This is a genomic window from Halomonas fontilapidosi (assembly GCF_014192285.1).
GTDB classification, from domain to species: domain Bacteria; phylum Pseudomonadota; class Gammaproteobacteria; order Pseudomonadales; family Halomonadaceae; genus Halomonas; species Halomonas fontilapidosi.
The window spans coordinates 1-23,509 of sequence record NZ_JACHXQ010000014.1 but is presented as its reverse complement, the minus strand read 5'-3'; the positions used below and the strand labels follow the sequence as shown (position 1 = coordinate 23,509).

Here is a 23,509-nt window from a genome sequence, read left to right as displayed (position 1 = left end):
GGATCAGTCTCGCTCTCTTGCCCGTTACGATGACACGCCGGCCTTTCACGCACCAGCCCCGCCTGACCCATGCCGTTGCCGAGGCAGGCGCCGGCGCACCTCGGCGACTCGCTCCGCCAGCCGCCGTCGACGCTGGTGGCGTTCCCGTTCCTCGAGGGGGGCATAGGCCAGCCGCTCGAGGTCCTGTGCGCAGTCGTTGAGGGCCCGCCCCGCCGGTCCGGCCCAGGGGGCAACGCGCCGCAGGTGGGCAGCAGGCGACTCGCCCGGACGGGCCCCAAGACCCCGGCGCGCCAGCCGGGCCTGAAGACGGCCTACCAGCCATCGCACGTCGCGCCGTCGCCGGCGGTATTGGCAGCCATGTCGGGCCAGCCAGGCGAGGCCCGCCGTCGCCACCAGCACGACCATCAGGCCCAGTGCGGTCGCCATCACGCCACTGCCAGGCAGCCGAGCTTCCAGCCAGGCCCAGGTCGCGCGCCATCCGCTGACCAGCTGCGCCATCAGCGAACGACGCGATTCACGCTGGTAACCGATCACGCCACGCTGCCAGCGGTACTCCAGGCGTTCCCACTCCAGACGCAGGCGGTTCGCCCAGCCCACCTCGCGCATGTGCAGCGGAGAGAAGCGAGCGTCCGCCAGGAACGCTTCCGCGCCGTCATCGACCGCTTGAGGGCCCTGTTCAATGCGCTCCGGCGCAATGACCGCGGTAGGATCCAGGCGCCGCCAGGCACCGTTGCGCCACACCTCGACCCAGGCATGGGCGTCATAGTCTCTGACCGTGAAGTGGCCGTCCGGGTGCCGCTCGCCACCCAGGAACCCCGCGACCACCCGCGCCGGAATACCGGCCATCCGCGCCATCACGGCGGCCGCCGAGGCGTAATAGGTGCAGTAGCCGGCCTGGCTGTCGAACAGGAAATCATCGACACGATGGTCGCCGAAAAGCCGCGGCGGCGAGAGCGTATAGCGATACGGGGCCTCGCCGAAACGCGCCATCATCGCCGCGAGGTAGGCGTCCGGGTCGCCACCGTTTTCCCGCCACAGGCGCTCGGCCAGTGCCCGGGTGCGCGGGTTGGTGTCGTCGGGCAGCAGGCGGTTCCAGCGCGCCCCGGCGGGGTCCTGATTGGCCGGCGGTGCTGCGCTGCTGGCAAGCTTCAGCAGGCTGCGTGAGCTCAGCGGGGTCAGCCCCTCCAGGGTGCCATCGGCCAGGTACCGCTGGCGGCTGTCGCTTTCCAGCGGCGTACCCAGCGAGGGCCGCCAGGGGCGGCTGTCGGGCTCCAGCAACAGCTCGGCGTTGAAATGCTCGCCCTCATGCGACTGCCAGGGGGAACGAGTGCCCACCTCGACAAAGGCATCGACCGGACGCCCGAGGGTTGCCGCCAGCTGGTCGGGGGTGACCCGCGACCAGCGGGTGCCGTCGAAGTGCGAGAGGGTGTAGACCCGCCAGTAGCGCTCGTCGGGCGTCGGCTCACGGCCCTCGAAGCGGGCCCGGAAGGCCCGTGCATCACTGCGCGAGAGTTCGGCGATGTCGCCCGGCGAGATGGTATCGGTCAGGCCGGTAGCGGCCCGGTCCATCTGGGGCATGCTCCATAGCGGCCCCAGCCGAGGAAAACTCACGAACAGCAGCGCCATCAACGGGGCCGAGAGCACCAGCAGCCAGGCCGTCTCCCGCCAGGCCTGGCGACGGCCGGAGGCACCGGAGAGCCACACCAGCGACTGCAGCAGCCAGGCGACCGCCAGCAGGGCGCCCGCGGCCATGGGAATCCCCTGGTCGTGGAGGAAGGCCACGGCCGTCGTCACCAGACCGATCACCACCACCACCCGGGCATCGCGCCGATCATGGGTCTCGAGCAGCTTGAGCAGGTAGACGCCGAGCAGCAGGCCCACCAGCCCATCCATGCTGCCCAGGGTGCCGAACTGCAGCCAGAGCGCCAGCACCAGGCCGCCCACGGCGGCCAGCCGCAGCAGAATGCCGGCACGCGGCAGGCCGCGGCGTAGCTGCACGAACCGATAGCCGGCCACCACCAGGGCCAGTCCCGCCAGCCAGGCCGGCATCCAGGCCAGGTGCAGGGCCAGCACCAGGCACTGCCCGATGAACAGCTGGCGCAACATGCCCCCGCTCAGCCCCCGGCCATCCGCCAGCACCGCCGGCACAGCCAGCCGGGCAGATCGCACGCTCATCGGTCCCCCTTGTCACCCGTGGCCGGGAAGCGCGCCAGGGCATCCAGCGCCCGGCGACGCTGGGCTTCCCCCTCGCCCTGGGCCAGGGTGACGCCAGGCAGCCTGAGGCCATAGCGGTCGCCGGCACGATGATGGGCCAACACCCGGGCGCAGAGCACCGAGAGGCGCCGCTCCGGGTCGCCGCGGCAGGCATCGTAATCCAGCCACAGCTGCTGTCGCGGTGGCACGCTGAACACCTTGGTGGCGAGCACGCCAGTGCGGCTCCACTGTTTCCAGGCCACCCGCCCGGGGCTATCGCCGGGCTGAAAGCGGCGCAGTCCCGCGAAGTCGCTGGCTTCCAGGCCCACCCCGCCGTGGTGCACCGCGGGCTCGTCCTCCTCGCGCGGCTGGGGCCAGACCAGCAGCTCGGCATCGTGTCGAACCCAGGCCACCACCCGGACCAGCCCCAGCGGCCAGCGCGTCTCGAGGCGCAGCCACGGCAGCACCTGGACACCCCGCCGGGGCGTCGGCAAGGCCAGTTCGGTGTCACCTTGGCCGTCGACGATATCCACCCGTCCCCGGGCGCCGTCGCATTGCAGCTCGAGGGCCGTACGCTCGCGGCGCGCCTTCAGCACCACCCCCAGCCGCGTCTCGCCGCCGGCGAACGCCTCGCGGGGCAGGCGCAGCCCCGGAATGACGCCAAGCAGGTTGAGCCAGCCGCGCAGCAGCGCTACCACACCGACGCTGAAAAGCCAGAAGGCCAGCCCGTAGGCCAGGCTGTTCTGGTAGTTGATGCCAAACAGCAGCAGCACCACCACCAGCACCGCCCAGCCCAGACCGAAGCGGGTGGGGATCAGGAACAGCCGACGCTGAGGCAGCGGGGTTTCGATTGAGGCGGCCAGGCGACGCAGCCACCAATGGCGCAATCGTCCATGACGGCGGGGACCGCTTGGCGCCACGGTGGCCACGCTCACCCCATCACCGCCACGCGGGTCAGCAGGTGGCGGGCAAGCGCCTCACCCTCCTCCCGGGGGCCACTGCTCAGTCGGTGGCCCGTCACGGGTATCCATACCGCCTGGACATCCTCCGGCAGCACATGGTCGCGCCCCTCGAGCAGCGCCCAGCCCCGGGCCGCCTGGAGCAAAGCCAGCACCCCGCGGGTGGAGAGCCCCCAGGCCAGCTCGGGATGCTCGCGGCTGGCCGCGGCCAGGGCCTGCACGTAGTCGAGCAGGGCGTCGGCCACATGGACCTTGTCCAGCCGCGCCTGCCAGCCGCGCAGGCGCTCGGCATCGAGCAGCGACATCAACGCCTCGAGCTTCACGCGTCCAGCCTGGCCGCGCAGGATCTCGCGCTCGGCCCGGGGATCGGGATAGCCCAGCGAGAGACGCATCAGGAAGCGGTCGAGCTGCGACTCCGGCAGGGGGAAGGTGCCGGCCTGCTCCTGGGGATTCTGAGTGGCGATCACGAAGAAAGGCTCGGGCAAGGCCCGGGTCTCGCCCTCCACGGTCACGCGACCCTCCTCCATCGCCTCGAGTAACGCACTCTGGGTCTTGGGCGTGGCCCGGTTGATCTCGTCGGCCAGCACCAGGCCATGAAAGACCGGCCCGGGATGGAAGCGGAAGCGCGCCTCATGCGGGTCGAACACCGAGACCCCGAGCACGTCGGCAGGCAGCAGATCACTGGTGAACTGCAGGCGCTGCATGTCCAGTCCGGTAACCCGCGCCAGTGCCTGGGCCAGGGTGGTCTTGCCGAGCCCCGGAAGATCCTCGATCAGCAGGTGGCCGCGGGCCAGCAGACAGCAGAGCGCCAGGCGCACCTCCCGGCTCTTGCCGAGCACGACCCCTTCCAGGGCGGCAAGCACCGCGTCCAGCTCGGAAAGCCGCTCCGGCCGGTTCATCGTCCGGTCTCCAGCGCGCCACCGGCCAGCAGGACCTGAAGCGCCTGGCGGGTATCCGGGGTCACGCCGTCGAGCGCCAGCGCCTCGGCGGGGGGCAGCCAGAAGGCCTCGGCCACTTCCTCGGCCTGCAGCGTCAGCGGGCCATCGTGGTCGACCAGGAAGAGGCTGCCGAAGATATGGTTGCCGCCCGCGTCATGGACGAACTCGCCCACCTGGCGCAGCGGCACGCCCCGGATGCCGAGCTCCTCGGCCAGCTCGCGACGGGCCGCCACATGCACCGCCTCGCCGGCCCCCACCACGCCGCCGGCGGCGAGGTCCAACCCGCCCGGAAAGACCTCCTTGGTCAGGGTGCGACGCTGCACGCAGATCTCGTCACGACGGTTGCGCACCACCACATAGGTCGCCCGATGCCAGAACCGGAAGCGGCGCATGGCAGCCCGGCGAGCGCTGCCGCAGGGGCGATTACGGGCATCCACCAGCTGGATCTGTTCATCGGCGATGTGCGGCTCGGGCAACGAGTCGGGCAAGGTCGCATCGGCGGTCATGAGAGGCTCCCGGGAGAATGCCTTCAGCCTACCCAGTCACGGCGGCAGCGTCACGCCGCGCGTTGACCGCTCACGGGGTGACATCCATGCTCATGACAGATGTCATCCGTGGAGCTCGACCATGACCGACCCCGCTCCCCGCCCTCAATTGGCCACCCACGAAGTGACCAACCAGCCCTCGCCGCCCGAGGACCACGACCGGCTCGGCGAGGATATCCCGCTGCTGGAAGCCCTGGCCCGCGAGGCGCCGGACTGGGTCGCCAGGCGTCTCGCCCCGCTGGGACGCGAGGTCGGCAGCGTCCGTGTCCAAGAGCTCGGCGAGGCGGCCAACCGTCACCCGCCCGAACTGCGCCTCTTCGACCGTCACGGTCGGCGGCTTGATGAGGTGACCTACCACCCCGCCTATCATGAGCTGATGCACCTGGCCTTCGACGATGGCTGGCACGCGGTGGCCTGGCAGGAGGAGGGAGGCGGCGGCCACCAGGCGCATGTCGCCGCCCTGTACCTGCTGACCCAGGCCGAGCCCGGCTTCTGCTGCCCAGTCACCATGACCCATGCCGCCCTGCCGGTGCTGCGCCAGACGCGTGCCGTCGAAGCCCAGTGGGCGCCGGGACTGCTGTCCTGGGACTATGACCCGCGCGTGCTGCCCGCCCAGGAGAAAACCGGGCTGACCTTCGGTATGGCAATGACCGAGAAGCAGGGCGGCAGCGACGTGCGCGCCAATACCACCCGTGCCGAGTGCACGGCGGATGGCTGGCGGCTGACCGGCCATAAATGGTTCTGCAGCGCGCCCATGTCCGACGCCTTCCTGACCCTGGCGCGCACCGCTGAGGGCCTCACCTGTTTCCTGGTGCCGCGCGTCACCGCGGAGGGCGAGCGCAACGCCATTGAACTGCAGCGCCTCAAGGAGAAGTGCGGCAATCGCGCCAATGCCTCGGCGGAGATCGAGTACCACGGCGCCCTGGCCGAGCCGGTGGGCGAGCCGGGCCGGGGTATCGCAAGCATCCTGGAGATGGTCCAGCAGACGCGACTGGATGCCGCCACGGCGCCGGTGGGCATGATGCGTCAGGCCCTGACGGAGGCCTGGCAGCATGTCCGGGAGCGTCACGCCTTCGGCCGGGCGCTGGCCGAGCAGCCGCTGATGCGGGTGCTGCTGGCCGACATGGCGCTGGAGGTGGAGGCCGGCCTGGCACTGGTGATGCGCACCGCTCGGGCCTTCGATGGCGGTGCCCGTGGCGATGACCAGGAGCGAGCCCTGTCGCGGCTGCTGCCAACGCTGGCCAAGTACTGGCACAACAAGCGCACGCCGGCCTTCATGGCAGAAGCGATGGAGTGCCTGGGCGGGATCGGCTATGTGGAGGAGGCGCCGTTGGCGCGGCTCTATCGCGAAGCGCCGGTCAATTCGATCTGGGAGGGCTCGGGCAACGTGATCTGCCTGGACCTGCTGCGGGTGCTTGACCGCCACCCCGAATCACTGGCGGCGCTGCAGGCCGAATTCACTGCGCTGCGTGGCCAGCAGGCCGAGCTCGACAGCGCCCTCGCCCAGTTGGACGCGGAACTGGCCGCGCCACCCGAGGCGCTGGAGCCACGCGCGCGCTGGCTCACCCAGCGGCTGGCCCAGTGCCTCCAGGCTGCCCTGCTGCTGCGCCATGCCCCGCCGGAGGTGGCCGAGACCTTCTGCCGCTCGCGGCTGGGTGACGAGGCCGGCCCCGCCTACGGGGTGCTGCCCGGCGATGCGCCGCTGGCAACGCTGCTGGCACGCATCGGCGACTGAGCGCCGGCCAGTGCCAGGATATCCGAGGCGGGCATGGGCCGCGCCAGGCCAAAGCCCTGCACATGCGTGCAACCGTAGCGCTCGAGGCGCGCCAGGCAGGCGAGGTCCTCGACGCCCTCGGCCACCACCCGGATGCCCAGCCGGCGTCCCAGCAGCGCCACCGCCTCGACGATCGCGGCGTCCTGGGCATCCTCGAGCAGCTGGCTGACGAAGCTGCGATCGACCTTCAATTCACTGATCGGCAGCAGCTGCAGGCGGGCCAGGGATGAGAAGCCCACCCCGAAGTCATCTACCGAGACCTCCAGACCCGCCAGGTGCAGGCGGGCCGCGACCTCACTGCCAAGCAGCTCGTCTTCCATGGCGGCGGTCTCGGTGATCTCCAGCACCACCGGGGTGTCGCCCGCCGAGCAGCGTTCCTCGCTGATCAGCGAGAGCAGCTCGGGGCACATCAGGTCATCGGCGGTCACGTTGACCGACAGCGACAGGCAGAGGCCGGCGCGACGCCAGCGGGCGGCATCCTCCAGCGCCAGCTGCAGCACGCGGCGGGTCAGGTGACGGTTCTGGTCGGGCGTCAGCAGTGGCAGGAAACGGCCGGGCACCAGCAGACCCGCCTCGGGATGGGCCCAGCGCACCAGCGCCTCCACGCCGCTCAGCCGGCCACTGGCCAGCTCGAACTGGGGCTGGTAATGGAGGGTGATCTCCTGGCGTGCAAAGGCGCGGTCCAGCTCCTCGATACGACAGGGAGGCGGAGCAGCGGGATCGTCGAGCGGCGCATGGCCCGAGGACAGCGCTTCGAGGCGCTCGCGCAGTTCGATGAGCCGCATCGGCTTGTCGAGGGACGCCAGCATCTGCAACCCCAGCGCCTGGCCGAGCCGCTCGGCGATGCGCACGATCTTGCGCTCGACGCCGCTGAGCAGCAGCACGCGACCGCCATAGCCACATTCGGCGAGCCGGCGCAGCATGGAGATGCCATCCTGCTGGCCAAACTCCAGCGCCATGATCACCAGTTGGGGACGACGCGCCATGACCTCGCCGATCAGGTGCTGGCCATGCCGGCAGTAGCGAGACTCCATGCCGAGCGTGCGCAGCTGCAGCGACAAGGTGGCGGCGGCCTCCGGATCCTCCTCGAGCACCACAGTGAGACGTTGCGCCTGCATCGTCAGATCATTCATCTTGCGGGTTCCCGCCCGGGCAGTGTACTTCAGCGTATCAGCAATACACCTAAGTCACCGGAACAGGAGCATGACACACGTCAACGCAATCGCTCAGGCGATGGGCCCGGCCACCACCCGCAGCGCCAGGGCCAGCAGCAGCACGCCGGTGATGCGGTTGAGCCAGTGGGCCCGGGCCTGCAGCCAGGGCAGCACCCGCGAGTGGGATAGCCCCACCGCCACCAGCACGTACCAGCCGCCGTCGATGATCATCGCCGTGAGGACGACCAGCGCCTTGGCTGCGAGGCTCATGTCCGGGGTCACGAACTGACTGAGCAGGGCGATGAAAAAGAGGATCAGCTTGGGGTTACCCAGCGCCACCAGCATGCCCTCGCGCGCCGCCTGGCGCCGACTGGTGACCATGGCCTCGGCGTCCAGGGCGCCAGCCCGCCCGGCGCGCAGGGCCTTGATGCCCAACCACGCCAGATAGGCCGCGCCGCCCCAGGTAATGGCCTGGAACAGCAGCGGGAAGCGCACGATCAGCGCCCCGAGCCCCCAGACCGTGAGCAGCGCATAGAAGCCCACGCCCAGGGCATGGGCGAGGGCCGCTGCGACCCCCGGCAGGCGGCCGCCGCCCAGGGTATGACGAAGGACCAGGGCCAGGCTGGGGCCGGGTGACATCGCTCCCATGGCACAGACAGCGGCCAATGAGAACCATAGCGAGAGGGGCATGCGGAGACCTCCAGTAATCGGGGTTGGCCAGGATTCAGCGGTGGAACTGGCCTTCCCTCTCGGGCTGCCAGAGGATGGCATCAATGCGCAGCCGCGCCTCGCGGCCTCCCGGTAGCGGCCAATCGATAGTGTCGCCGATACGCAGGCCGATCAAGGCCGCACCGACGGGCGCCATCACCGAGACACCGTCTTCGGTGGTGGCCAGCGCATGGGGATAGACCAGGGTGCGGATGATCTGCCGGTTACGCGCCAGGTCGGTGAACTGCACCTGGCTGCACATGCTGACCACGTCCTCGGGAATCTCCTGCGGGTCGACGACCTCGCCGCGCGCCAGTTCCTCTTCAAGGGAGCGGACCACGGCCACGTCATGCTCGTCGGCCTCATCGATGAGCCGCTGCAGCCGCTCGGCATCGAGTCGATTGATGATGATGGGTGGGCGCGTCGCCATGAGACCTCCTGGGCACCGTCAACGCTGATTGCACGTTTCCGGAGGAACCAACGAAAACAGCCCTCTACCCGCGGACGGGCAAAGGACTGTGTTTCAAATATCCTACGCCATCCTGTGCCGAGGTAACAGCGCCGAAGGGCTGCAGGGCCCCGGACCGCGACGCTACACTATCGTCACATCTCACTTGAGACACTGCTTATGACGGTCCGCACCCTCGCCATCGCCCTGTTGATCCTCGGCGCCATCCTGCCCATCGTCGGCTGGTGGGCTTCGAGCCCGGTCGCCTTCGTGGGGCCGGCGCTGCTGCTGCTCGGCGCCCTGCTTCTGTGGACCCGCGGACAACATGGCCGATAACGCCTGCGACTCCCCCGGGCAGGAAACCCCGACCGACATGACCGGCCTGCTGGAAAGGGTCCAGCAGGCCGGCCGGCGCCAGGATAGCGTCAGCCTGGGAGCCATCCTCGACAGCGTGGGGCGCCGTTCATTCGCGCCCTTCCTGTTGATCGCCGGCCTAGTCACCCTGGCGCCGCTGATCGGCGATATTCCCGGCGTGCCCACCCTGATGGCGGCCCTGGTGATCTTCTCCTCCGTCCAGCTGCTGGTTGGCCGGGACTACATCTGGCTGCCCGGCTGGCTGCTGGAGCGCCGGGTCTCGCGGGCGCGTTTCGTAAAGGCCACCGAGTGGATGAAGCGCCCGGCCCGCTGGATCGACTATCTGCTCAAGCAGCGGCTCGTTCGACTCACACAGCCACCGGCTCATCTGCCCGTGGCCCTGACTTGCCTGCTGATCGCCTTGGCCATGCCGCCTATGGAGGTCGTGCCCTTTACCGCCAATGGCGCTGGCCTGGCCCTGACACTCTTCGCCCTGGCGTTGCTCGCCAAAGACGGCTTGATGGCCCTGCTGGGCTATGCCTTGACCGGCGGCACCCTGGCACTGGTGATCGTCAATCTAGTCTGAACCACCCAGTCGACCATCCCTTCGCCCCTATCTGCCGGGCAGCGTGGCCCCAAACCAGTTCGGCGACAGACTCCACTGCATGGCAGAAACCAGCTATTGGGATACCGGCCCCGAAAGAGCAAGCGCCAAGGGCGCTGGCGGAAAGCACGGCATGAGGGGAAGACAGCCAATAAAGCGGAGGAAGACGACAGAAACGCAAACAGCCGCCCGAAGGCGGCTGTTTCAGATCTGGCGTCAGGCTGGTACCGGCGGTCGGACTCGAACCGACAAGGGCTTGCACCCGGCGGATTTTGAATCCGTTTTTCGTTAATACAAGGCCGCGCTTGCTACGGGCATTTGTAGATAAATCAATCGGTTGAAAGTTTACACTGTTTACACACACCACACAGATTCGCTGTCATCTGCGACCAAACTGCGACCACATTGCGCAAGCCACTGGCAGCGGGTACAGGCGGAGCCGACGCCCCTCTCGCGAAGGAGTGCCTGATGATGCGCATGAGACTGGCGACCTAGCTGCTGGTACTGCTCGTGGCGGTGCCCGTGAGCGCTGAACCTCGTTGGCCCGACCAGTGCTGGCAGGTCATGCCCACCTCGCTTGCCTACGACGACATGCTGTCGGCCCTGCGGGAGGCGGTCGAGGCCGAGGGCATGCTCGTGGTCAGCGAGGCGGGACCCATCGAGGCGGCCGCCAGCCGGGGTCACCATCCCCGGCAACCGGGTCGTCGGCGTGTTTCGCAATGACTATGCCACCCGGATTCTGCGGCTCAGCGTCCCGGGGATGATCGAGGCCCCCATGCGCTTCTATGCCACCGAAAACGACGACGACGGCGCCACGCTCTCCTGGAAGACCCCGCCCCATCTGCTCGACCCCTACGTGGACGCGGCCGGAGAAGAGCTGGCAATGGTGGGCCGCGAGCTCGATACCCTCTTCGCGGCCATTGCGGAACGTGCCACCGAGGAATCGGAGTAGCCCCGGAGATTCCGAATCCGTGCATTCGGAGATCGACATGTCCCGCGAGCCCTTACCGCCGTCGCTGCCCTCCCAGGAGGCGACGCTGATAGAGGCGCTGCTGTTGATGATGGCAGTGGTGCCGGTCCTGCTTTCCGCCTATGCCAGCCTGATGACCGGTGATGGACAATGGTTCCAGCGTTCCGGCGCCTTGATGGTACTGTTCTCCATCGGCATCGAGTACCACCGCAAGCATCTGTTGCGCTGTCTCGAGTTAAGTACCCATTCATGGCTGACCGCCTCCTGCCGTCCAGCCAGGCTGGTCTCGTACTTCTGGCGTGCCCTTCCCTTCATCTGCTACCTCTCCATCGTGGTCGGCACCCTGACCTGGAGCTATGGCGACGTGCTGTTTGCCTGGTAGGTGCGGCCTCCTGTTGTAAGGACATGCCTGCCTCAAAGACCAAAAATCGGCGCTGCATTGATAACCAATGTTGGACGCACCGAATCCACCCGAGAATGTCGAGGAGAAGAGATGAGCAAGACACTAAGCCTGCTGTTGTTACGGGTGTCGCTGGGCGGGTTGTTGCTGGTCTGGGGGGTGAACAAAATCGTCAATACCGGCCACAGCCAGGCCATTGCCGACAACTTCTATTTCGGATTTCTCTCGACCGAGGTCCTGCTGCCAATGGCGGGTCTCGGCCAGATGCTGGTCGGCCTGCTGGTGGTCATCGGCCTGGCACGCCGCTGGACCTACCCGCTGCAGCTGCTACTGAACGGTGCGTCGCTGGTGGCCGTCAGTGCCTCGGTCATTGATCCCTGGGGATGGTACCTGGAGGGTACCAATGCCTTGTTCTACCCCTCCCTGATCATCTTCGCCGCGAGTCTTGCAGTGATGGCCTTTCGGGAAGAGGACCGGCTCTCCCTGGATGCCGCCAGACAACGCCCAGGCCCGGTCAGCTGGGAAGCACGTCGTCGCTGTAGCTGGTGAGTGGCGATACCCGGCCACCGGTCGGGTATTGCCGTTCTCGTTCAGGGACAGTCGGGCGGCTCAGCACTCGCGGAAAAAGCCAGATGCGTGAACCAGGCCGTTGCATCCGCTCCTGCATTGTCGCCGTCGCCCATCAGTGCGAGACCATCGATGTGGCCCGGGCACGCCCTCTGGCATCAATAGTGATCGTCAGCGAACCCGCCCGGGCCACTCTATCGTCGAGGCTGCCCCCATCCACGACCACTGATCTGCATGCCCTCGACCCCGAGTTCGTGAAGTCGGGACAGCAGCTTATCGATGGTGGCCGCTTCATCCAGGATCGGGATGATGACGCTGAACCTCAGCGTTTCCGGCATGCCGATGATCCTTCTGAGGCGCAGACCGCTGCAGTGATGCCTTGGGTCGGATCATCCGCCTCGGCCTTACAAGATGTCGGTGGCTGCCGGTCCTGTAAGGCGTCTTCCGACGATACGACAGAAGCGCAGGGCCACCGTTAGGTTGGTGGAGTTGGTCGAGGAGTCCTTAAGGCGGAGGGGGGAGCGATGAAAGGGGCGTATAGTATCCTGTTGACACTGACTGCGTTAATGATCCCCGCGTCACCGGCCGTGGCGGAGGTGCCCACCGTCGACCCTCCCGAGGTCCCCGTGGCCCATACTCTTGAGGCATTTCGCCAGGCGGTGCGTTCGGGTGGCCCGGGAAAGGATGGCATTCCCTCCATCGACCAGCCCCGCTTTCACTCGGCCGACGCCGCGGATGCGATGCTCGATGATCACGATAAGGTCGTCGGCCTCTTTCTGAACGGCGAGGCGCGTGCCTATCCCCAGAGAATTCTAGTATGGCATGAGATCGTCAACGATGAGCTCCAGGGCAAGCCCGTCAGCATCACCTACTGCCCCCTGACGGGGACCGCACTGGGCTTTCATCGCGGGGATGCCGAACTGGGCGTGTCCGGCCGGCTGGTGAACAGCAACCTGGTCATGTATGACCGCGACACGGACAGCGAATGGCCTCAGATGCTCGGCGTGGCCATCGATGGCCCCCTGGCGGGACAGGGTCTCGAGGAGATTCGGGTCATCTGGACCACCTGGGGGGCCTGGAAGGCACGCTACCCCGAAACCCGCGCCCTCTCCCCCGAGACGGGGTATGTGCGCAACTATCGACGCGATCCTTACGGAAGCTATAACCCGATCAGCGGCTACTACCTGCCGGAGAGTTCCCGTCTGTTCCCGGTGATGGCGGAAAGCCAACGCCTACCGCCCAAGGCCACCGTGCTCGGGTTTCGTACCGCGGCAGGCGCGGCTGCCGTGACCATACCTGCCTTGCGTGACGAGGCAGTGATCGATCTGGCCTTGGGGGGCACGCATTATTCAGTGATCCACGATGCCGTCCTGGATACCGGCTGGGTCTTTCATAACCCCCAGCGAAGCGAGATCCGTGTCGAGGATCTGCAGTTCGGTCTGCAAGGCGTTAGTGGCGGCGGCACTGAAGGTCTTTCTGCCGTCAATGCCTTCGAGGCCATGTGGTTTGCCTGGAAGGCCTTCTATCCTGATACCCTGCTTTACCAGGGTGAGGAGCAGAGGCCGTGACCCCCCTTCGCGCCCTGTGGCAGAGTCTGTGTCATTGGCCGCTGGGCCAGGGCCTAGTCGGGGCCATGGCACTGGGCTATGGCGGGCTCTATCTCTGGTTGACCGGAGATCTGGGAGGCGGGGGTAGCGGCGTCCTGCAGGCGACCTTCCCAGCTTGGGAGCGTGTCTGGGAGACACGTAGCCCCTTCTATTTCGAACCGGTCGGGCTGATCGAGGCCGGTCCCCTGGTATGGACCTTCAGCCCGGTCAATACCTTGTTTGCATTGGGGCTGGGCCTGTTGCTGGGTACCAACCTGGTACTGGCATGGAGGCTACGCCGTGTGTCTCGTGCCTGTGGGTGGCAAGCTTCGGGCAGCACCTTTCTGTCGGGCCTACCGGCCCTGTTGGCGGGAGGCGCCTGCTGCGCGCCGCTGGTACTGATCTGGCTGGGTTTGCCGCTGGCCGGGGCCTTGGCATCAATAACCCCCTGGCTCATCCCGCTGGCAACACTGCTGCTGCTGGCGAGCCTCGCCTACCTGGCCATGGCCCTGGCCTCATCCGCCTCCTGAGTTGCTGGAGGGATCCCTCGATGTCAAACCTGCTTGAACGCTGCGGTTATGGGCTGGGATGCTGGCTCACCTGCCCCAGACCCTGGCTCTGCCCTCAGTTACCACTCGACGAGGGCGTCCGGTCATGCCTCGAGCCCGGTGATGTCCTGCTGGTTGAGGGCTCTTCGAGGATCAGCACGGTGATCAAGTACCTGACGCAGTCCACTTGGTCCCATGCCGCCCTCTATGTCGGCGTTAGCAGCTGTCCCGGGGCTGCAACCTCGCCCCGGGGCGGCGGTTTTGTCGACGCAGATTTGGCGGAGGGGGTGCGAGTGGTGGGGTTCGAGGAGTTCGAGGGCTATCCGCTGCGCATCTGCCGCCCGCTGTTCATCGTCGTCAGCGCTGGCCAAGCAACCTAGCCATCGTGGTCCTCGATACCTTGGCGGTACGTCTGTTCTTTCCGCTCGCCGCCGTGGGGGCTGCCCTGGTTGCCGCCGAGTAGGACTGGGGCCTCTTCAATCTGGTATCGGTCCCGATATGGCTGGCCGTGGTCGTCTGCGTGGTAATACTGGACGTGGCGATCTACTTCCAGCATCGCCTCTTTCATGGCGTACCCTGGCTGTGGCGATTGCCTCGCATGCACCATGCGGATCTGGAGTTCGATGTCACCACGGGGTTACGCTTCCATCCCTTTGAGATCCTGATCTCGAAGGGCATCAAGCTCGCCTTGGTGACTCTGCTGGGGCACCGGCATTGGCGGTACTGCTCTTCGAGATCCTGCTCAACGCCACCTCGATGTTCAACCACGGCAATGTCCGACTACCCGCCAGACTTGACCGCTGGCTTCGCCTGGTCGTGGTGACACCCGACATGCATCGTGTCCACCACTCCATTGTCCGCCAGGAAACCGATAGCAACTTCGGCTTCAACCTGCCTTGGTGGAATCGACTGTTCGGTACTTACTGAGATCAGCCGGCCGCCGGACACCTCGGCATGACGATCGGCATCGAGGACTTCAGAGACGCGCATGACCTACGGCTGGACCGCATGTTGCTTCAGCCCTTCGTGAATCCTCCTCGTGACCTGAAGCGACAGCGGCTTTGAGGCAATTCCATCGTTCCTACCAACCAGAAATACGCAGAGAACGAAGCGTGTGCCGGTGTTAGAAAACACCAGATACACCACTTAATCCGGATACCCAAAAAGGTCGGCCCGGCCTAGAAGAGCTGCTCCACATCGCGCAGCCGGCGCTAATCGATTACGAACAGGATGACGTAGCCCTCATGCCCCGCACTACCTAGCGGAGCCTGTGGCAGCCTAAACCAGCGCCATGAACTCAAGGTCATGATTCTGCGTTTCTGACGTTAGCGATCAGCACACCGCTGTGTTTACTGGCTCCAGATGCTGGCTGCGTCATATGCGGAATTGTAGGGTTTCGCGGATGGACACCCTACCCAGAGATTCCACTTAGATGGATGGCGATGGCAAGTAACAAGGTGGGGGCGACTCTAGCCGATCTGCAACTCATCCTTCTGCGAGGCATCAAAAGCGGAGCCGACCATATGGGCCACCATGAGCGGACACACGCGCCCCACGAACATCATCGTCATGATGATCGCCTGACCCCAGCCGGAAAGCTCCGGCGTCAGGCCTCGCGACAGACCGACGGTACCCAAGGCGGAGGTAGCTTCGAATGCTACCGTCAGTAGATCGGCGTCTTCGCTGATGGACAGGGCCAGGGTTCCCATGAAGATGCCGATGACGGCCATCACCGTGACCGACAGCGCCTTGAGCAAGGTGGTGGTATCGATGACGTGGGAAAACAGTGTGGGCACCCGACGACGCCGGATATAGGTCCAGGTGGCGGCGAGGAGGACGAACAGCGTCGCCACCTTGATGCCGCTGCCGGTGCCATTAGCCCCTGCACCGACGAACATCAGCAATATCAGCACGAGGCTGGTTTCCTGGGTCAGTGCAGCGATGTCGAGGCTGTTGAAACCTGCGGTGCGCGGTGTCGTGGCCTGCAGCCATGAGGCCCAGAGCCGATCGACCAGATCGGGCAGTCTGGCCAGCGTGGCAGGGTTTTCCGACTCCAGCAGGTAGATCATGACGGTGCCCGCAAGGCTTAAGACAAGGGTGCCGGCGAGCACGACCTTGACGTTGATATCGAGTCGGCGGCCAGGTCGATAGCCAAGTAACCCAGAGATGACGATAAAGCCTACGCCTCCACTGATATAGAGCGCGGGGATCACCGTATTGATGACGGGATTTCCGGCATAGGCCATCAGGCTGTCGGGTGAAAGGGTGAAGCCGGCATTGTTGAAGGCGGAGACACTATGGAACAGCGCCCACCAGAGCCCCTGTACCCAACCATGTTCCGGGACCCAGACCAGCGCCAGGGGAACCAGGGCAATGCCTTCCAGAGTGAGTGCCAATTTGACCACCGCTTTGGCGGTGCGCAGAACGTCCTGCGGATGGGTTTCATTGCCGGCGCGATTCGCTACCAGGGAGGGTCGCCCATTTATGCGGCCGCCGAGGGAGAGAAAGGCCAGCACCGCGAATGTCATTAGCCCCAGGCCACCGACCTGCATTAAAACGAGAATCACCACTTCGCCCAAAACACTGAAGGTGAGCCCGGTTGGGGTGACGACCAGACCGGTGACGGTGACCGCGGAGGTCGCCGCGAAGAGGGCATCGCTCCATGGAAGGGGAGACTTCGCGGCAATTGGCAACTTGAGAAGCAGCGTTCCAGCGATGATCAAGACCAAAAATCCCGCCGACAGCAGGAAGGGTGGACTGATTCGCCAGGGGGACAGCGAGGCGTGATCGTGTTGATGCCGATGGCCCATCGAGTGGATCCCTTGGCTCCAAAGGATGCTGGTGCACTCCCCGCAAGCTAGCAGGTGAGGGGAAGAAATTCCCGGAAAGAAGGTGTCAGAAAGCCATGAGCCGCGTCAGTACACCGCCATGCCCGTAATTGTCGCCAGAAGAAGAACGCTTCTGTAAGGAAAGTGTTCTGGCCGCGACTACACTGAGAACGGTTCGTCAGGCATGCGGTAGGGAGTGTACCCTTCAGGTGCCGGCGAGCAAGCGATTCACTCACCCGATCGAAGGTCGCTGAAGCGACCGGGAGAAGGCGAGAATGCGTAGCACAGGTATGAAGTCAACGGTGTGTCTCGCGGCATTGCTCTCCACCATGGGCGCCTCGGCCGCGGAGGTGGAGAAGAGTGGCCCCTTGATCAACAAAGCGGTGATCGAGCAGGAAGCCGGCAAGACCGTCTACTGGATTCTGCCTGGACCCAGAGAACTGAGCGAAGAGGTGTTCGGCACCCCGGACGATCCCAAACGTACCTTGGAGCCGATCCTGGCCGAGGTGGACAAGCCACCGATTCGTGAGCTTCTGCAAGAGTTGCCGATCTTGGTCGCGGCGCCTGAAGCGGCGCGCAAGACCAACCAAGCGGGAACCGAGTATACGGTGTTCTCGCAACCCACTCCTTTCAGTGACAAGGCCAGGCCGCTGCCCCCGGAGAAGAGCGGCCATTTCAGGACTACCCTTCTCGATCGCGTGGGCGAGGACCAGCCCGGCAAGCCGGGGAATACACCCGATGAGGTGAAACTGGAAAGCGAATTCCACGATCCGGCCGGCAACCAGTACCGGCTGGAATTTGATCATGTGGTCCAGCCCCCCTTTCCCGGCTACGAAACCCAGGGTGGCGTGTTCATCGATGGCTACCTGCATGGCACCACGGGCACCGGTTCGCCGCTGATGCCCAAGGAGTATACTCGTGGGGCCTGGTGGGGCGTCGTTGACCTCTATGTCAACGACGAAAAGGTTGACACCAAGGTGGCTCACCTGATGACCACCGAAGTCGTGCGCAAGCGTGATTACTCGCTGGCCCTAGATGAAGAGATCCCTCTCGAACCCAGCGAGCGCCACATCCCCGAGCAGGAGCATCACACCCATCTGATTGTCATGCCGATAAAGCCGACGCCCGAGGGGCCGGTCTTCGAGCCGGTGAACACCTCCTTCGAGCTCCCTAATGGCGAGAAGCAGCCCTTCATCCATATGATGTTCGAGGAAGATCGCATCGTGGAATGGGAACTCGGCAGCAGCTAGTCGATTGATGACCTGACCCGGCGGTTCGACGGCAACCGCCGGGCTTGAGCGTTCTTGCGATCCTGCTCCCGGGTTCCACCGGCTGCAATGGGCAACAGCCAAAGATGGCCAGCCGGTTACCTGATATTGATGTGATGGGGTGCGAAACGTACGACGAGTTACACAACCAGGAGGAAAGCCGAGATGCCACGTCTGCTGATCGATACCGCGAAAGGACGTATGGCCAGCATAGTGCTTGCCTTGGTTACGATGGTGGCAGGTTCTACTGGCATGGCCAGCCAGTCGGAGACCGTCGAGATCTCGATCACTGCCCAGCAGGGGTTCCAGTTCGAGCCCACTGAACTCGAGATACCGGTAGGTGCTGAGGTCATCCTTGTCTTCGAGAATGCGGGCATCATGGGACATAACCTGCATATTCCTGAACTGGAGGTGATGACGGATACCATCACTCCGGGCAAAACGGAGACTGTGGAATTCACATTCGATGAAGCCGGCACCTATGCCTTCCGCTGCGAAGTGCCGGGTCATGCAGAGGCGGGCATGACAGGTAAGCTAGTGGTGCAGTAGCCAGTCAAGTTGGCAACCGAATGCGGTGTCAACCCTTCACACCGGGAGAGATCAACCGTATCAGCCGGGTCTTGGTCTGACACAGGTCGAGATCGAAAGACGCGAAGCGCTTAGACAGTACCTTCAGCACTTTCGGGCATCGGTTCGTTGCTGAATGCCAGCACAGCATCACCGGCGAACGTCACCTCGAATGCACGCCCTCGAAGGCATGGCTTGACTTCATTCTCAAACCACTCATCCAGCATATAAGGGAGGTAGACGTTCGCCAGAAACGAAGGTATCCCTCATGGTGGGCTGTCTATCTCGCCTTTTACTGGCGCTGATCCACGATACTAGCTGCAGCCTGCTTGTTTCACCCATAGCCCCCTGAGTAGCCGTCCCGCTTCAGCGCTGCCCGAGCTTTCCCCATGGGCAAATAAGCAGACGCTACGACCAAGGATACCGACACCGTGACCACCCCCGCTGTCTGGGCCTTCAGGGCCGGGCTCCTCGCCACCGTGACGGCCATCATGGCCGGCATCTGGTGGCTGCTTCAGGGGCTGGGTCTGCCCATGAGCTTCTCCCCCTCCGGCATCGCCGTATGGTTCAACAGCCAAGGCAATCTGGGGCCCCTGCTGCTCCTGCTGTTAATGATGTTGGCGGTGGTGGTGGGCCCGATTCCCACCCTGCCGGTGACCGCCGCGGCCGGGTTGGCCTTCGGCCTGGTCCCGGGGGTGCTGCTGTCGATCATCGGCGCCATGACCGGGGCCATGATCGCCTTCACCCTGGCCCGGCTGCTGGGGCGGGATGCCCTGCGCGCCCGGCTGCCGAGCAACCCGCTGTTCGGTATCCAGGGCTCGCAGCGCTTGCTGTTCCTGACCGTGCTGGTCACGCGCCTGGTGCCCATCTTCTCGTTTGCGCTGGTCAGCTACGCCGCCGGGGTCACCGCCATCACCGCGGGGCGCTTCGCGCTGGGTACGGTGGTCGGCATGCTGCCCATGACCCTGGTGTTCGTCAGCCTCGGACGCGCCTTCGAGCTGCACCCGCTGCTCTCGATCACGGCCGCTGTCGCTATCCTCACCGCGATGACCCTGCTGCCCTGGTACCTGAGCCGACGCCGCCACTCCCGGCTGGCCCGCTGGCTGCACCTAGATGACGAGCCACCTGGGAAGTAGCCGGCAAGCGGCAGCTCAGTGGGTATCGTCACGCTGCTCCTGCCGGTAGTGCTCGGGGTCTTTCCCGAAGCGCGACTTGAAGGCAGCGCTGAACTGGCTCCGGCTCCGGTAGGCACAGCGCAGGGCCACCTGCTTGACCGGCAGCGATGACGTCGCCAGCAGGTCACGCGCCAGCCTCAGGCGCCGCTCGGCGAGGAAGCGCAGGGGCGTATCCCCGTAGGCCCGCTTGAAGCGGGCGATGAAGGTCGTGCGACTCATGTGGCTGAGTGCTGCCAGTTCCTCGATGCCGATGCGCCGCCCGAGGTCCTCTGTCATGGCTGAGACGGCCGCTCCCAGTGCCGGGTCCTGCAGCGCCAGCAGCCAGGCGGGATGTGTCGTGCCGGTCTCGAGCTCCCGAAGCAGCAGCACCAGGCACTGCTTCATCAGCGCGTCGATCATCGCCTGGCTGCCCAGCGCCTGGGTGGATAGTTCCACGAACAGCGACTCGAACAGCGGCGAGATGGCCGCGTCGCCCGAGGCGATTCGTACCGGCGCCTGCAGCCGGTCGAACGGTGAGCCAGCCAGCTCGGGCGTCCCGACATCGAGCATCCCGCAAAGGATCAACACCCCGGGCAGCCGGTCGTCACACTGGCTGCGCAGCCACTCGAGGGTGCCACTGGCAGGCTCGCAGTGTGGCAGCTGGAACGGATCACCGGCCGTCTCGCTGACAGTCAATCGCTGGTGCGGTGGACAGATCACCAGGCTGCCCGGAGCCAGCGACAACGGCCGATGTGAGCCATCGAGCAGGCGGCCTTCTCCACGCAGCACGTAATGCAGTGAGACGCTTCCCAGCGGGGGCGTCTCCAGAGGCCAGCCGCGACGCACCTCGCAGACGGCGAAGGATCTCACCTCGATGGTCATGCGCTTGAGCAGCTGGTCGAGCATGCAAGCCCCGGACGGAAACGGATGAAATGGCACCCTTTGCGAACAATATCGCACAGGCATGGCGCTAACCTGACATCGTACCGTCCACACTTGAGAGGAACACACCATGTGCGATCACAAGGCTCATTCCACGGCCACCGAGCCGACCTTCCATGCCGTCGACAAGGACCGCCGCCGCCTGCTCGCCGGGGGACTGGCGGGTATCACCGCCGCCACTCTGGGTGGCCTGCCCAACGGTGCCGCCGCTGATAACCATGCCGGCGATCCCTACGCCCCGCCCGAGAAAGCTGCCCTGCCGGCTGGCGACTTTGAGCTCGATCTCGCACGAGCCGCACTGGTAGTGACCGACCCCCAGATAGACTTCCTGAGCCCTGACGGCGTTACCTGGGAAGTGGTCGGCGAGAGCGTCCAGGAACACGGGACCGTCGAGAACATTCGACGTCTCTTCGCTGCCGCCAAGCAACAAGGCATCACCGTGGCCGTCTCGCCCCACTACTACTATCCGCATGACCATCGCTGGCAGTTCAATGGCCCACTGGAAAGGCTGATGCACAATATCGGCATGTTCGATCGCCCGGATCCCCTGGCAGCACTCGAGCGCGGCAGCGGAGCGGACTTCATGCCCGAGTACCGCGAGTTCATCGAGGATGGCAAGACCATCATCACCTCCCCCCACAAGATCTACGGTCCCGAGCAGAACGACCTGGTGCTGCAACTGAGGAAACAGCGTGTCGACCAAGTGATCCTGGCCGGCATGTCGGCCAACCTGTGTGTCGAGGCCCATATGCGCGAGCTTCTGGAACAGGGCTTCGAGGTAGTGGTAGTGCGCGATGCCACGGCCGCCGCCAAGCTCCCGGAAGGTGACGGCTACCTCGCCGCCCTGACCAATTTCCGCTACATGGCCAATGCCCTGTGGAGCACCCAAGAAACCGTCGCACGACTGCAGGCGTGATCACTAACCAGTAGGCGCCCATGCTGGGCGCCTGGCACTCTATGCGGCATCCCGACCAGGATGCAGTGTACTTCCCACACCCATTGGTCCAGGCGGCCTGACGCCGATGATGATCCGAGCCGAGCTTAGATGACCTGACAGGTGGTCCGGGAGCGCGGCGATCTAGTTGGCCGTCAGGGTGCCGTTATCCAGGTTCTTCAAGACCGCCCACCGGAGGGCTTTGGGGATGTCCCTTCTCACGGCGCTCTTCTTGCGAACCTCGTCCAGCGCCTTGGTGAAGGTCTGCACGATGTGGAACCAGTCGACCGTCACCAACAAGCGTGACAGGCATCGGCCCAGGATCGTGGCTATTTTGTGCGAGCCCTAATGGCCGAGTGCCTTATCCGTCACTAAGCCGTTGAGCACGTGACCGCAGCGATCGGATGACTGGATGACGAACAGCAGGCCATCTTGGGACAGCCTGCTGAAGAGAAGCCGACGCAGGCGACTGCTCAGAGCGTATTGCCATCCTCGAATTTCTGGTAGGAGCCGTTCAGGCTACCGTCGCCCGCATTGAACTTCGTGACGACACCATCAACCACAAGAACATCCAGGCACCGCAGTCGTCCCTCGTCCGTCGGATCCCAGGAAACACAGATACTGTCATCGTTGGTTACACCATAGTAACCCGTGCCGGACCAGTCTCCTCCGAGCAACTTGCCTGTGAGGACGTTATCCTCGCTGTAGTGAATCGCGATCTTCCTGTCCCCGGATGCAGATACCCAGGTCCCCGTCTTGCCGACAAAACGCTCCGCGATTTCGTCTGATGTGAGTTGCCGGGCGCCCTTGTCAAGCGCTTCTTCCATCTCGGTTTCTGCTGCCGCGCTGAACGAAGTGCTTGCTAGGATGACGACAGCAGGTATTCCGACAAGAGATATCTTTATTTTCATAACTACATCTCCTTATCATTCATTATGTTAATTGCATGTAGCCTGAACTCAAGGAGCGGAAAACTCTTCAGGCGTCCTCACTTCGGACTACAATCTAAGGGTATGCCGGAGGAGGACATGCCGCTTGAAGACCGTATGAATTTTTATGTTTTTTTCGTGAATTTTCCGGTGAATTCAGGTGTGACGCATGATCTACCGATTCGAGAGTTTTGTGTTCGACCCGGGCGCGTCCAGACTGCTCGATTCCGGCCACCCTGCCCGCTTGAGCCGCAGGTCTTGAGCCTGTTGAGCTATCTTCTTAATAACCGAGACCGTATCGTCTCCGAAGATGAACTGATCGACGAGATCTGGCAGGGGCGTGTCGTCTCTGACGCTGCTATTAACACGCGAATCCGTGCGGTTCGCTGGGCCCTGCGCGACGATCATGTTCATCAACGATTCCTGCGTACCTATCCCAAGCGTGGATTTCAATTCGTGGCCGAGACCGACATGCTGGAAGGGGATGGGTAATACGCTGCGTGACCAAGGGAATCAGCATGTTGCAGCAACCAGAAAGGAAAGTCCCAATTCCTGTCCCAATACTCAGAATGCGCTTGGGCGATATGGGATGCCACTTCCTACCACGCTTGTCGGTCACTTCACGAAGCGTGATGCGTCAGATCATGGAAGTGGATGCCGGTCGCCTTGATGACAGCGGTCATGGTGCGCAAGGTCGGGTTCCCCTTAGGCGACAGTGCCCGGTACAGGCTCTCGCGTGACACCTTGGCACGCTCGGCCACCGCAGCCATGCCGCCCTGGGCTTCCACCACATGGCGCAGCGCCATCAGGAAGGCAGACTCGCCGCCCTCCTCGTCCAGCTCGTCCAAGGCGGTGCGCAGGTAGTCGAGCGCCATGTCAGGGTCATCACGCAGCATCTCGATTACGGCGTCATCGTGGCGCTTCATCTCCGAGCCCTCCTCCTGTGCTCAGCCAGAAATGCCTTGGCCTGCTGGAGCTTCATTGTAGCCTGCAAGCTACAAGCGTTGGAGGAAACGTACCGCACTGCCCGCTGGAAGGGCAGAAATCGGGTAGGGGCCGGGGTTGCCCCCGGCGCCCTCCCACACCACCAGGCATACGGTTCCGTACCACGGCGGTTCACGAAGAACGGCTAAGCCTTC

28 protein-coding genes and 2 pseudogenes are annotated in these 23,509 nt (G+C 64.7%); 17 read left to right on the top strand and 13 right to left on the bottom strand.

Annotated features, from left to right (window positions below; translation table 11 throughout):
• Positions 1-45: 45 nt before the first annotated feature.
• The 4 genes from FHR95_RS15685 to FHR95_RS15670 are packed head-to-tail and all read right to left on the bottom strand — an operon-like array spanning position 46 to position 4,596.
• The gene (locus FHR95_RS15685; RefSeq protein ID WP_183315100.1) at positions 46-2,175 is read right to left on the bottom strand and encodes a transglutaminase TgpA family protein; all 2,130 of its coding nucleotides are present in this window, start codon (positions 2,173-2,175) and stop codon (positions 46-48) included.
• Positions 2,172-3,128, bottom strand: coding sequence for a DUF58 domain-containing protein (locus FHR95_RS17360; RefSeq protein WP_183315099.1), 957 nt, complete (start codon positions 3,126-3,128; stop codon positions 2,172-2,174). The genes FHR95_RS15685 and FHR95_RS17360 overlap by 4 nt, the downstream gene beginning before the upstream one ends.
• Positions 3,125-4,051 carry an AAA family ATPase gene (locus FHR95_RS15675; RefSeq protein ID WP_040184195.1) on the bottom strand — a complete coding sequence of 309 codons (927 nt, stop codon included), beginning with the start codon at positions 4,049-4,051 and terminating at the stop codon, positions 3,125-3,127. The genes FHR95_RS17360 and FHR95_RS15675 overlap by 4 nt, the downstream gene beginning before the upstream one ends.
• Entirely contained in the window at positions 4,048-4,596 is a 549-nt protein-coding gene (locus tag FHR95_RS15670) for an NUDIX hydrolase (RefSeq protein ID WP_183315098.1), read from the bottom strand. Before FHR95_RS15670 ends, FHR95_RS15675 begins: the two co-directional genes overlap by 4 nt.
• A gap of 121 nt (positions 4,597-4,717) precedes the next feature.
• On the opposite strand from FHR95_RS15670, the gene FHR95_RS15665 reads away from it, so the two are divergent.
• Complete coding sequence (locus FHR95_RS15665) at positions 4,718-6,370, top strand: acyl-CoA dehydrogenase family protein (protein WP_183315097.1); 1,653 nt, start codon at positions 4,718-4,720, stop codon at positions 6,368-6,370.
• Here the strand turns inward: FHR95_RS15665 and FHR95_RS15660 are convergent.
• The 3 genes from FHR95_RS15660 to rnk all read right to left on the bottom strand — a co-directional run bounded on the left by FHR95_RS15660 (position 6,310) and on the right by rnk (position 8,701).
• Positions 6,310-7,542 (bottom strand): EAL domain-containing response regulator, encoded by a 1,233-nt coding sequence (locus tag FHR95_RS15660; RefSeq protein WP_183315096.1) that lies wholly within the window; start codon positions 7,540-7,542, stop codon positions 6,310-6,312. The two genes, FHR95_RS15665 and FHR95_RS15660, sit on opposite strands and share 61 nt — an antisense overlap.
• Positions 7,543-7,635: 93 nt before the next feature.
• On the bottom strand, positions 7,636-8,253 hold the full coding sequence (locus FHR95_RS15655; RefSeq protein WP_183315095.1) for a LysE family translocator: 618 nt from the start codon (positions 8,251-8,253) through the stop codon (positions 7,636-7,638).
• A gap of 34 nt (positions 8,254-8,287) precedes the next feature.
• Positions 8,288-8,701: a nucleoside diphosphate kinase regulator gene (gene rnk / locus FHR95_RS15650; RefSeq protein ID WP_183315094.1), complete on the bottom strand. Its 414-nt coding sequence runs from the start codon at positions 8,699-8,701 to the stop codon at positions 8,288-8,290.
• A 198-nt stretch (positions 8,702-8,899) separates the two neighbouring features.
• Here rnk and FHR95_RS15645 point away from each other — a divergent pair, with 198 nt between their 5' ends.
• The 6 genes from FHR95_RS15645 (at position 8,900) to FHR95_RS15625 (ending at position 11,596) form a co-directional block, all read left to right on the top strand.
• Positions 8,900-9,055 carry a hypothetical protein gene (locus tag FHR95_RS15645; protein WP_179862004.1) on the top strand — a complete coding sequence of 52 codons (156 nt, stop codon included), beginning with the start codon at positions 8,900-8,902 and terminating at the stop codon, positions 9,053-9,055.
• Positions 9,045-9,659: an exopolysaccharide biosynthesis protein gene (locus FHR95_RS15640; protein ID WP_183315093.1), complete on the top strand. Its 615-nt coding sequence runs from the start codon at positions 9,045-9,047 to the stop codon at positions 9,657-9,659. Before FHR95_RS15645 ends, FHR95_RS15640 begins: the two co-directional genes overlap by 11 nt.
• Positions 9,660-10,199: 540 nt before the next feature.
• Entirely contained in the window at positions 10,200-10,400 is a 201-nt protein-coding gene (locus tag FHR95_RS17055) for a hypothetical protein (protein WP_221199363.1), read from the top strand.
• Positions 10,387-10,629 carry a DUF302 domain-containing protein gene (locus tag FHR95_RS17050; protein ID WP_221199362.1) on the top strand — a complete coding sequence of 81 codons (243 nt, stop codon included), beginning with the start codon at positions 10,387-10,389 and terminating at the stop codon, positions 10,627-10,629. Before FHR95_RS17055 ends, FHR95_RS17050 begins: the two co-directional genes overlap by 14 nt.
• A 37-nt stretch (positions 10,630-10,666) precedes the next feature.
• Positions 10,667-11,029, top strand: a complete 363-nt coding sequence (locus tag FHR95_RS15630; RefSeq protein ID WP_183315092.1) for a hypothetical protein — start codon at positions 10,667-10,669, stop codon at positions 11,027-11,029.
• A gap of 111 nt (positions 11,030-11,140) precedes the next feature.
• On the top strand, positions 11,141-11,596 hold the full coding sequence (locus tag FHR95_RS15625) for a DoxX family membrane protein (RefSeq protein WP_183315091.1): 456 nt from the start codon (positions 11,141-11,143) through the stop codon (positions 11,594-11,596).
• A 212-nt stretch (positions 11,597-11,808) separates the two neighbouring features.
• Here the strand turns inward: FHR95_RS15625 and FHR95_RS15620 are convergent, their stop codons facing one another.
• Entirely contained in the window at positions 11,809-11,952 is a 144-nt protein-coding gene (locus tag FHR95_RS15620; RefSeq protein ID WP_183315090.1) for a hypothetical protein, read from the bottom strand.
• 288 nt (positions 11,953-12,240) lie between these two features.
• Between FHR95_RS15620 and FHR95_RS15615 the strand changes: the two genes are divergently transcribed.
• From FHR95_RS15615 to FHR95_RS17190, 5 genes and pseudogenes are all read left to right on the top strand, one after another.
• Positions 12,241-13,182, top strand: coding sequence for a DUF3179 domain-containing (seleno)protein (locus FHR95_RS15615; RefSeq protein WP_183315089.1), 942 nt, complete (start codon positions 12,241-12,243; stop codon positions 13,180-13,182).
• Positions 13,179-13,730, top strand: a complete 552-nt coding sequence (locus FHR95_RS15610; protein WP_183315088.1) for a hypothetical protein — start codon at positions 13,179-13,181, stop codon at positions 13,728-13,730. The genes FHR95_RS15615 and FHR95_RS15610 overlap by 4 nt, the downstream gene beginning before the upstream one ends.
• A gap of 179 nt (positions 13,731-13,909) precedes the next feature.
• Positions 13,910-14,128, top strand: a complete 219-nt coding sequence (locus tag FHR95_RS17200) for a hypothetical protein (RefSeq protein WP_246378645.1) — start codon at positions 13,910-13,912, stop codon at positions 14,126-14,128.
• A gap of 128 nt (positions 14,129-14,256) precedes the next feature.
• A pseudogene (locus tag FHR95_RS17195) lies at positions 14,257-14,403 on the top strand (sterol desaturase family protein); the annotation flags it as partial.
• Between the two features lie 59 nt (positions 14,404-14,462).
• Positions 14,463-14,675 carry a sterol desaturase family protein gene (locus FHR95_RS17190; RefSeq protein ID WP_246378643.1) on the top strand — a complete coding sequence of 71 codons (213 nt, stop codon included), beginning with the start codon at positions 14,463-14,465 and terminating at the stop codon, positions 14,673-14,675.
• A 542-nt stretch (positions 14,676-15,217) separates the two neighbouring features.
• On the opposite strand, the gene FHR95_RS15595 is transcribed toward FHR95_RS17190, so the two are convergent.
• Complete coding sequence (locus FHR95_RS15595) at positions 15,218-16,558, bottom strand: TrkH family potassium uptake protein (protein WP_183315087.1); 1,341 nt, start codon at positions 16,556-16,558, stop codon at positions 15,218-15,220.
• Between the two features lie 293 nt (positions 16,559-16,851).
• Between FHR95_RS15595 and FHR95_RS15590 the strand changes: the two genes are divergently transcribed.
• The 3 genes from FHR95_RS15590 to FHR95_RS15580 all read left to right on the top strand — a co-directional run bounded on the left by FHR95_RS15590 (position 16,852) and on the right by FHR95_RS15580 (position 19,547).
• Positions 16,852-17,826 (top strand): hypothetical protein, encoded by a 975-nt coding sequence (locus tag FHR95_RS15590; protein WP_183315086.1) that lies wholly within the window; start codon positions 16,852-16,854, stop codon positions 17,824-17,826.
• Between the two features lie 183 nt (positions 17,827-18,009).
• Positions 18,010-18,393 carry a cupredoxin domain-containing protein gene (locus FHR95_RS15585; RefSeq protein ID WP_183315085.1) on the top strand — a complete coding sequence of 128 codons (384 nt, stop codon included), beginning with the start codon at positions 18,010-18,012 and terminating at the stop codon, positions 18,391-18,393.
• Between the two features lie 449 nt (positions 18,394-18,842).
• A complete protein-coding gene (locus tag FHR95_RS15580; protein ID WP_221199361.1) occupies positions 18,843-19,547 on the top strand; it encodes a VTT domain-containing protein in 705 nt (234 codons plus the stop codon).
• A gap of 15 nt (positions 19,548-19,562) precedes the next feature.
• On the opposite strand, the gene FHR95_RS15575 is transcribed toward FHR95_RS15580, so the two are convergent.
• A complete protein-coding gene (locus FHR95_RS15575; protein ID WP_183315084.1) occupies positions 19,563-20,471 on the bottom strand; it encodes an AraC family transcriptional regulator in 909 nt (302 codons plus the stop codon).
• Between the two features lie 106 nt (positions 20,472-20,577).
• Here FHR95_RS15575 and FHR95_RS15570 point away from each other — a divergent pair, with 106 nt between their 5' ends.
• Positions 20,578-21,423 carry a cysteine hydrolase family protein gene (locus FHR95_RS15570; RefSeq protein ID WP_183315083.1) on the top strand — a complete coding sequence of 282 codons (846 nt, stop codon included), beginning with the start codon at positions 20,578-20,580 and terminating at the stop codon, positions 21,421-21,423.
• A 186-nt stretch (positions 21,424-21,609) separates the two neighbouring features.
• Here FHR95_RS15570 and FHR95_RS15565 read toward each other — a convergent pair.
• Together FHR95_RS15565 and FHR95_RS15560 are read right to left on the bottom strand one after the other, a co-directional pair.
• A pseudogene (locus FHR95_RS15565) lies at positions 21,610-21,774 on the bottom strand (transposase); the annotation flags it as partial.
• Between the two features lie 140 nt (positions 21,775-21,914).
• On the bottom strand, positions 21,915-22,352 hold the full coding sequence (locus tag FHR95_RS15560; protein WP_183315081.1) for a hypothetical protein: 438 nt from the start codon (positions 22,350-22,352) through the stop codon (positions 21,915-21,917).
• 117 nt (positions 22,353-22,469) lie between these two features.
• Here FHR95_RS15560 and FHR95_RS15555 point away from each other — a divergent pair, with 117 nt between their 5' ends.
• Complete coding sequence (locus tag FHR95_RS15555; protein WP_183315080.1) at positions 22,470-22,862, top strand: winged helix-turn-helix domain-containing protein; 393 nt, start codon at positions 22,470-22,472, stop codon at positions 22,860-22,862.
• Positions 22,863-22,990: 128 nt separating this feature from the next.
• On the opposite strand, the gene FHR95_RS15550 is transcribed toward FHR95_RS15555, so the two are convergent.
• Positions 22,991-23,296: an addiction module antidote protein gene (locus FHR95_RS15550; RefSeq protein ID WP_183315079.1), complete on the bottom strand. Its 306-nt coding sequence runs from the start codon at positions 23,294-23,296 to the stop codon at positions 22,991-22,993.
• Positions 23,297-23,509 lie beyond the last annotated feature (213 nt).

Excerpts from the sequence above, each read along its gene's own strand:
- FHR95_RS15685 (WP_183315100.1), bottom strand. The coding sequence starts at position 2,175 with ATGAGCGTGCGATCTGCCCGGCTGGCTGTGCCGGCGGTGCTGGCGGAT.
- FHR95_RS15675 (WP_040184195.1), bottom strand. The coding sequence starts at position 4,051 with ATGAACCGGCCGGAGCGGCTTTCCGAGCTGGACGCGGTGCTTGCCGCC.
- FHR95_RS15670 (WP_183315098.1), bottom strand. The coding sequence starts at position 4,596 with ATGACCGCCGATGCGACCTTGCCCGACTCGTTGCCCGAGCCGCACATC.
- FHR95_RS15665 (WP_183315097.1), top strand. The coding sequence starts at position 4,718 with ATGACCGACCCCGCTCCCCGCCCTCAATTGGCCACCCACGAAGTGACC.
- FHR95_RS15660 (WP_183315096.1), bottom strand. The coding sequence starts at position 7,542 with ATGAATGATCTGACGATGCAGGCGCAACGTCTCACTGTGGTGCTCGAG.
- FHR95_RS15655 (WP_183315095.1), bottom strand. The coding sequence starts at position 8,253 with ATGCCCCTCTCGCTATGGTTCTCATTGGCCGCTGTCTGTGCCATGGGA.
- rnk (WP_183315094.1), bottom strand. The coding sequence starts at position 8,701 with ATGGCGACGCGCCCACCCATCATCATCAATCGACTCGATGCCGAGCGG.
- FHR95_RS15645 (WP_179862004.1), top strand. The coding sequence starts at position 8,900 with ATGACGGTCCGCACCCTCGCCATCGCCCTGTTGATCCTCGGCGCCATC.
- FHR95_RS15640 (WP_183315093.1), top strand. The coding sequence starts at position 9,045 with ATGGCCGATAACGCCTGCGACTCCCCCGGGCAGGAAACCCCGACCGAC.
- FHR95_RS15630 (WP_183315092.1), top strand. The coding sequence starts at position 10,667 with ATGTCCCGCGAGCCCTTACCGCCGTCGCTGCCCTCCCAGGAGGCGACG.
- FHR95_RS15625 (WP_183315091.1), top strand. The coding sequence starts at position 11,141 with ATGAGCAAGACACTAAGCCTGCTGTTGTTACGGGTGTCGCTGGGCGGG.
- FHR95_RS15620 (WP_183315090.1), bottom strand. The coding sequence starts at position 11,952 with ATGCCGGAAACGCTGAGGTTCAGCGTCATCATCCCGATCCTGGATGAA.
- FHR95_RS15595 (WP_183315087.1), bottom strand. The coding sequence starts at position 16,558 with ATGGGCCATCGGCATCAACACGATCACGCCTCGCTGTCCCCCTGGCGA.
- FHR95_RS15590 (WP_183315086.1), top strand. The coding sequence starts at position 16,852 with ATGCGTAGCACAGGTATGAAGTCAACGGTGTGTCTCGCGGCATTGCTC.
- FHR95_RS15585 (WP_183315085.1), top strand. The coding sequence starts at position 18,010 with ATGCCACGTCTGCTGATCGATACCGCGAAAGGACGTATGGCCAGCATA.
- FHR95_RS15575 (WP_183315084.1), bottom strand. The coding sequence starts at position 20,471 with ATGCTCGACCAGCTGCTCAAGCGCATGACCATCGAGGTGAGATCCTTC.
- FHR95_RS15570 (WP_183315083.1), top strand. The coding sequence starts at position 20,578 with ATGTGCGATCACAAGGCTCATTCCACGGCCACCGAGCCGACCTTCCAT.
- FHR95_RS15560 (WP_183315081.1), bottom strand. The coding sequence starts at position 22,352 with ATGAAAATAAAGATATCTCTTGTCGGAATACCTGCTGTCGTCATCCTA.
- FHR95_RS15555 (WP_183315080.1), top strand. The coding sequence starts at position 22,470 with ATGCCGCTTGAAGACCGTATGAATTTTTATGTTTTTTTCGTGAATTTT.
- FHR95_RS15550 (WP_183315079.1), bottom strand. The coding sequence starts at position 23,296 with ATGAAGCGCCACGATGACGCCGTAATCGAGATGCTGCGTGATGACCCT.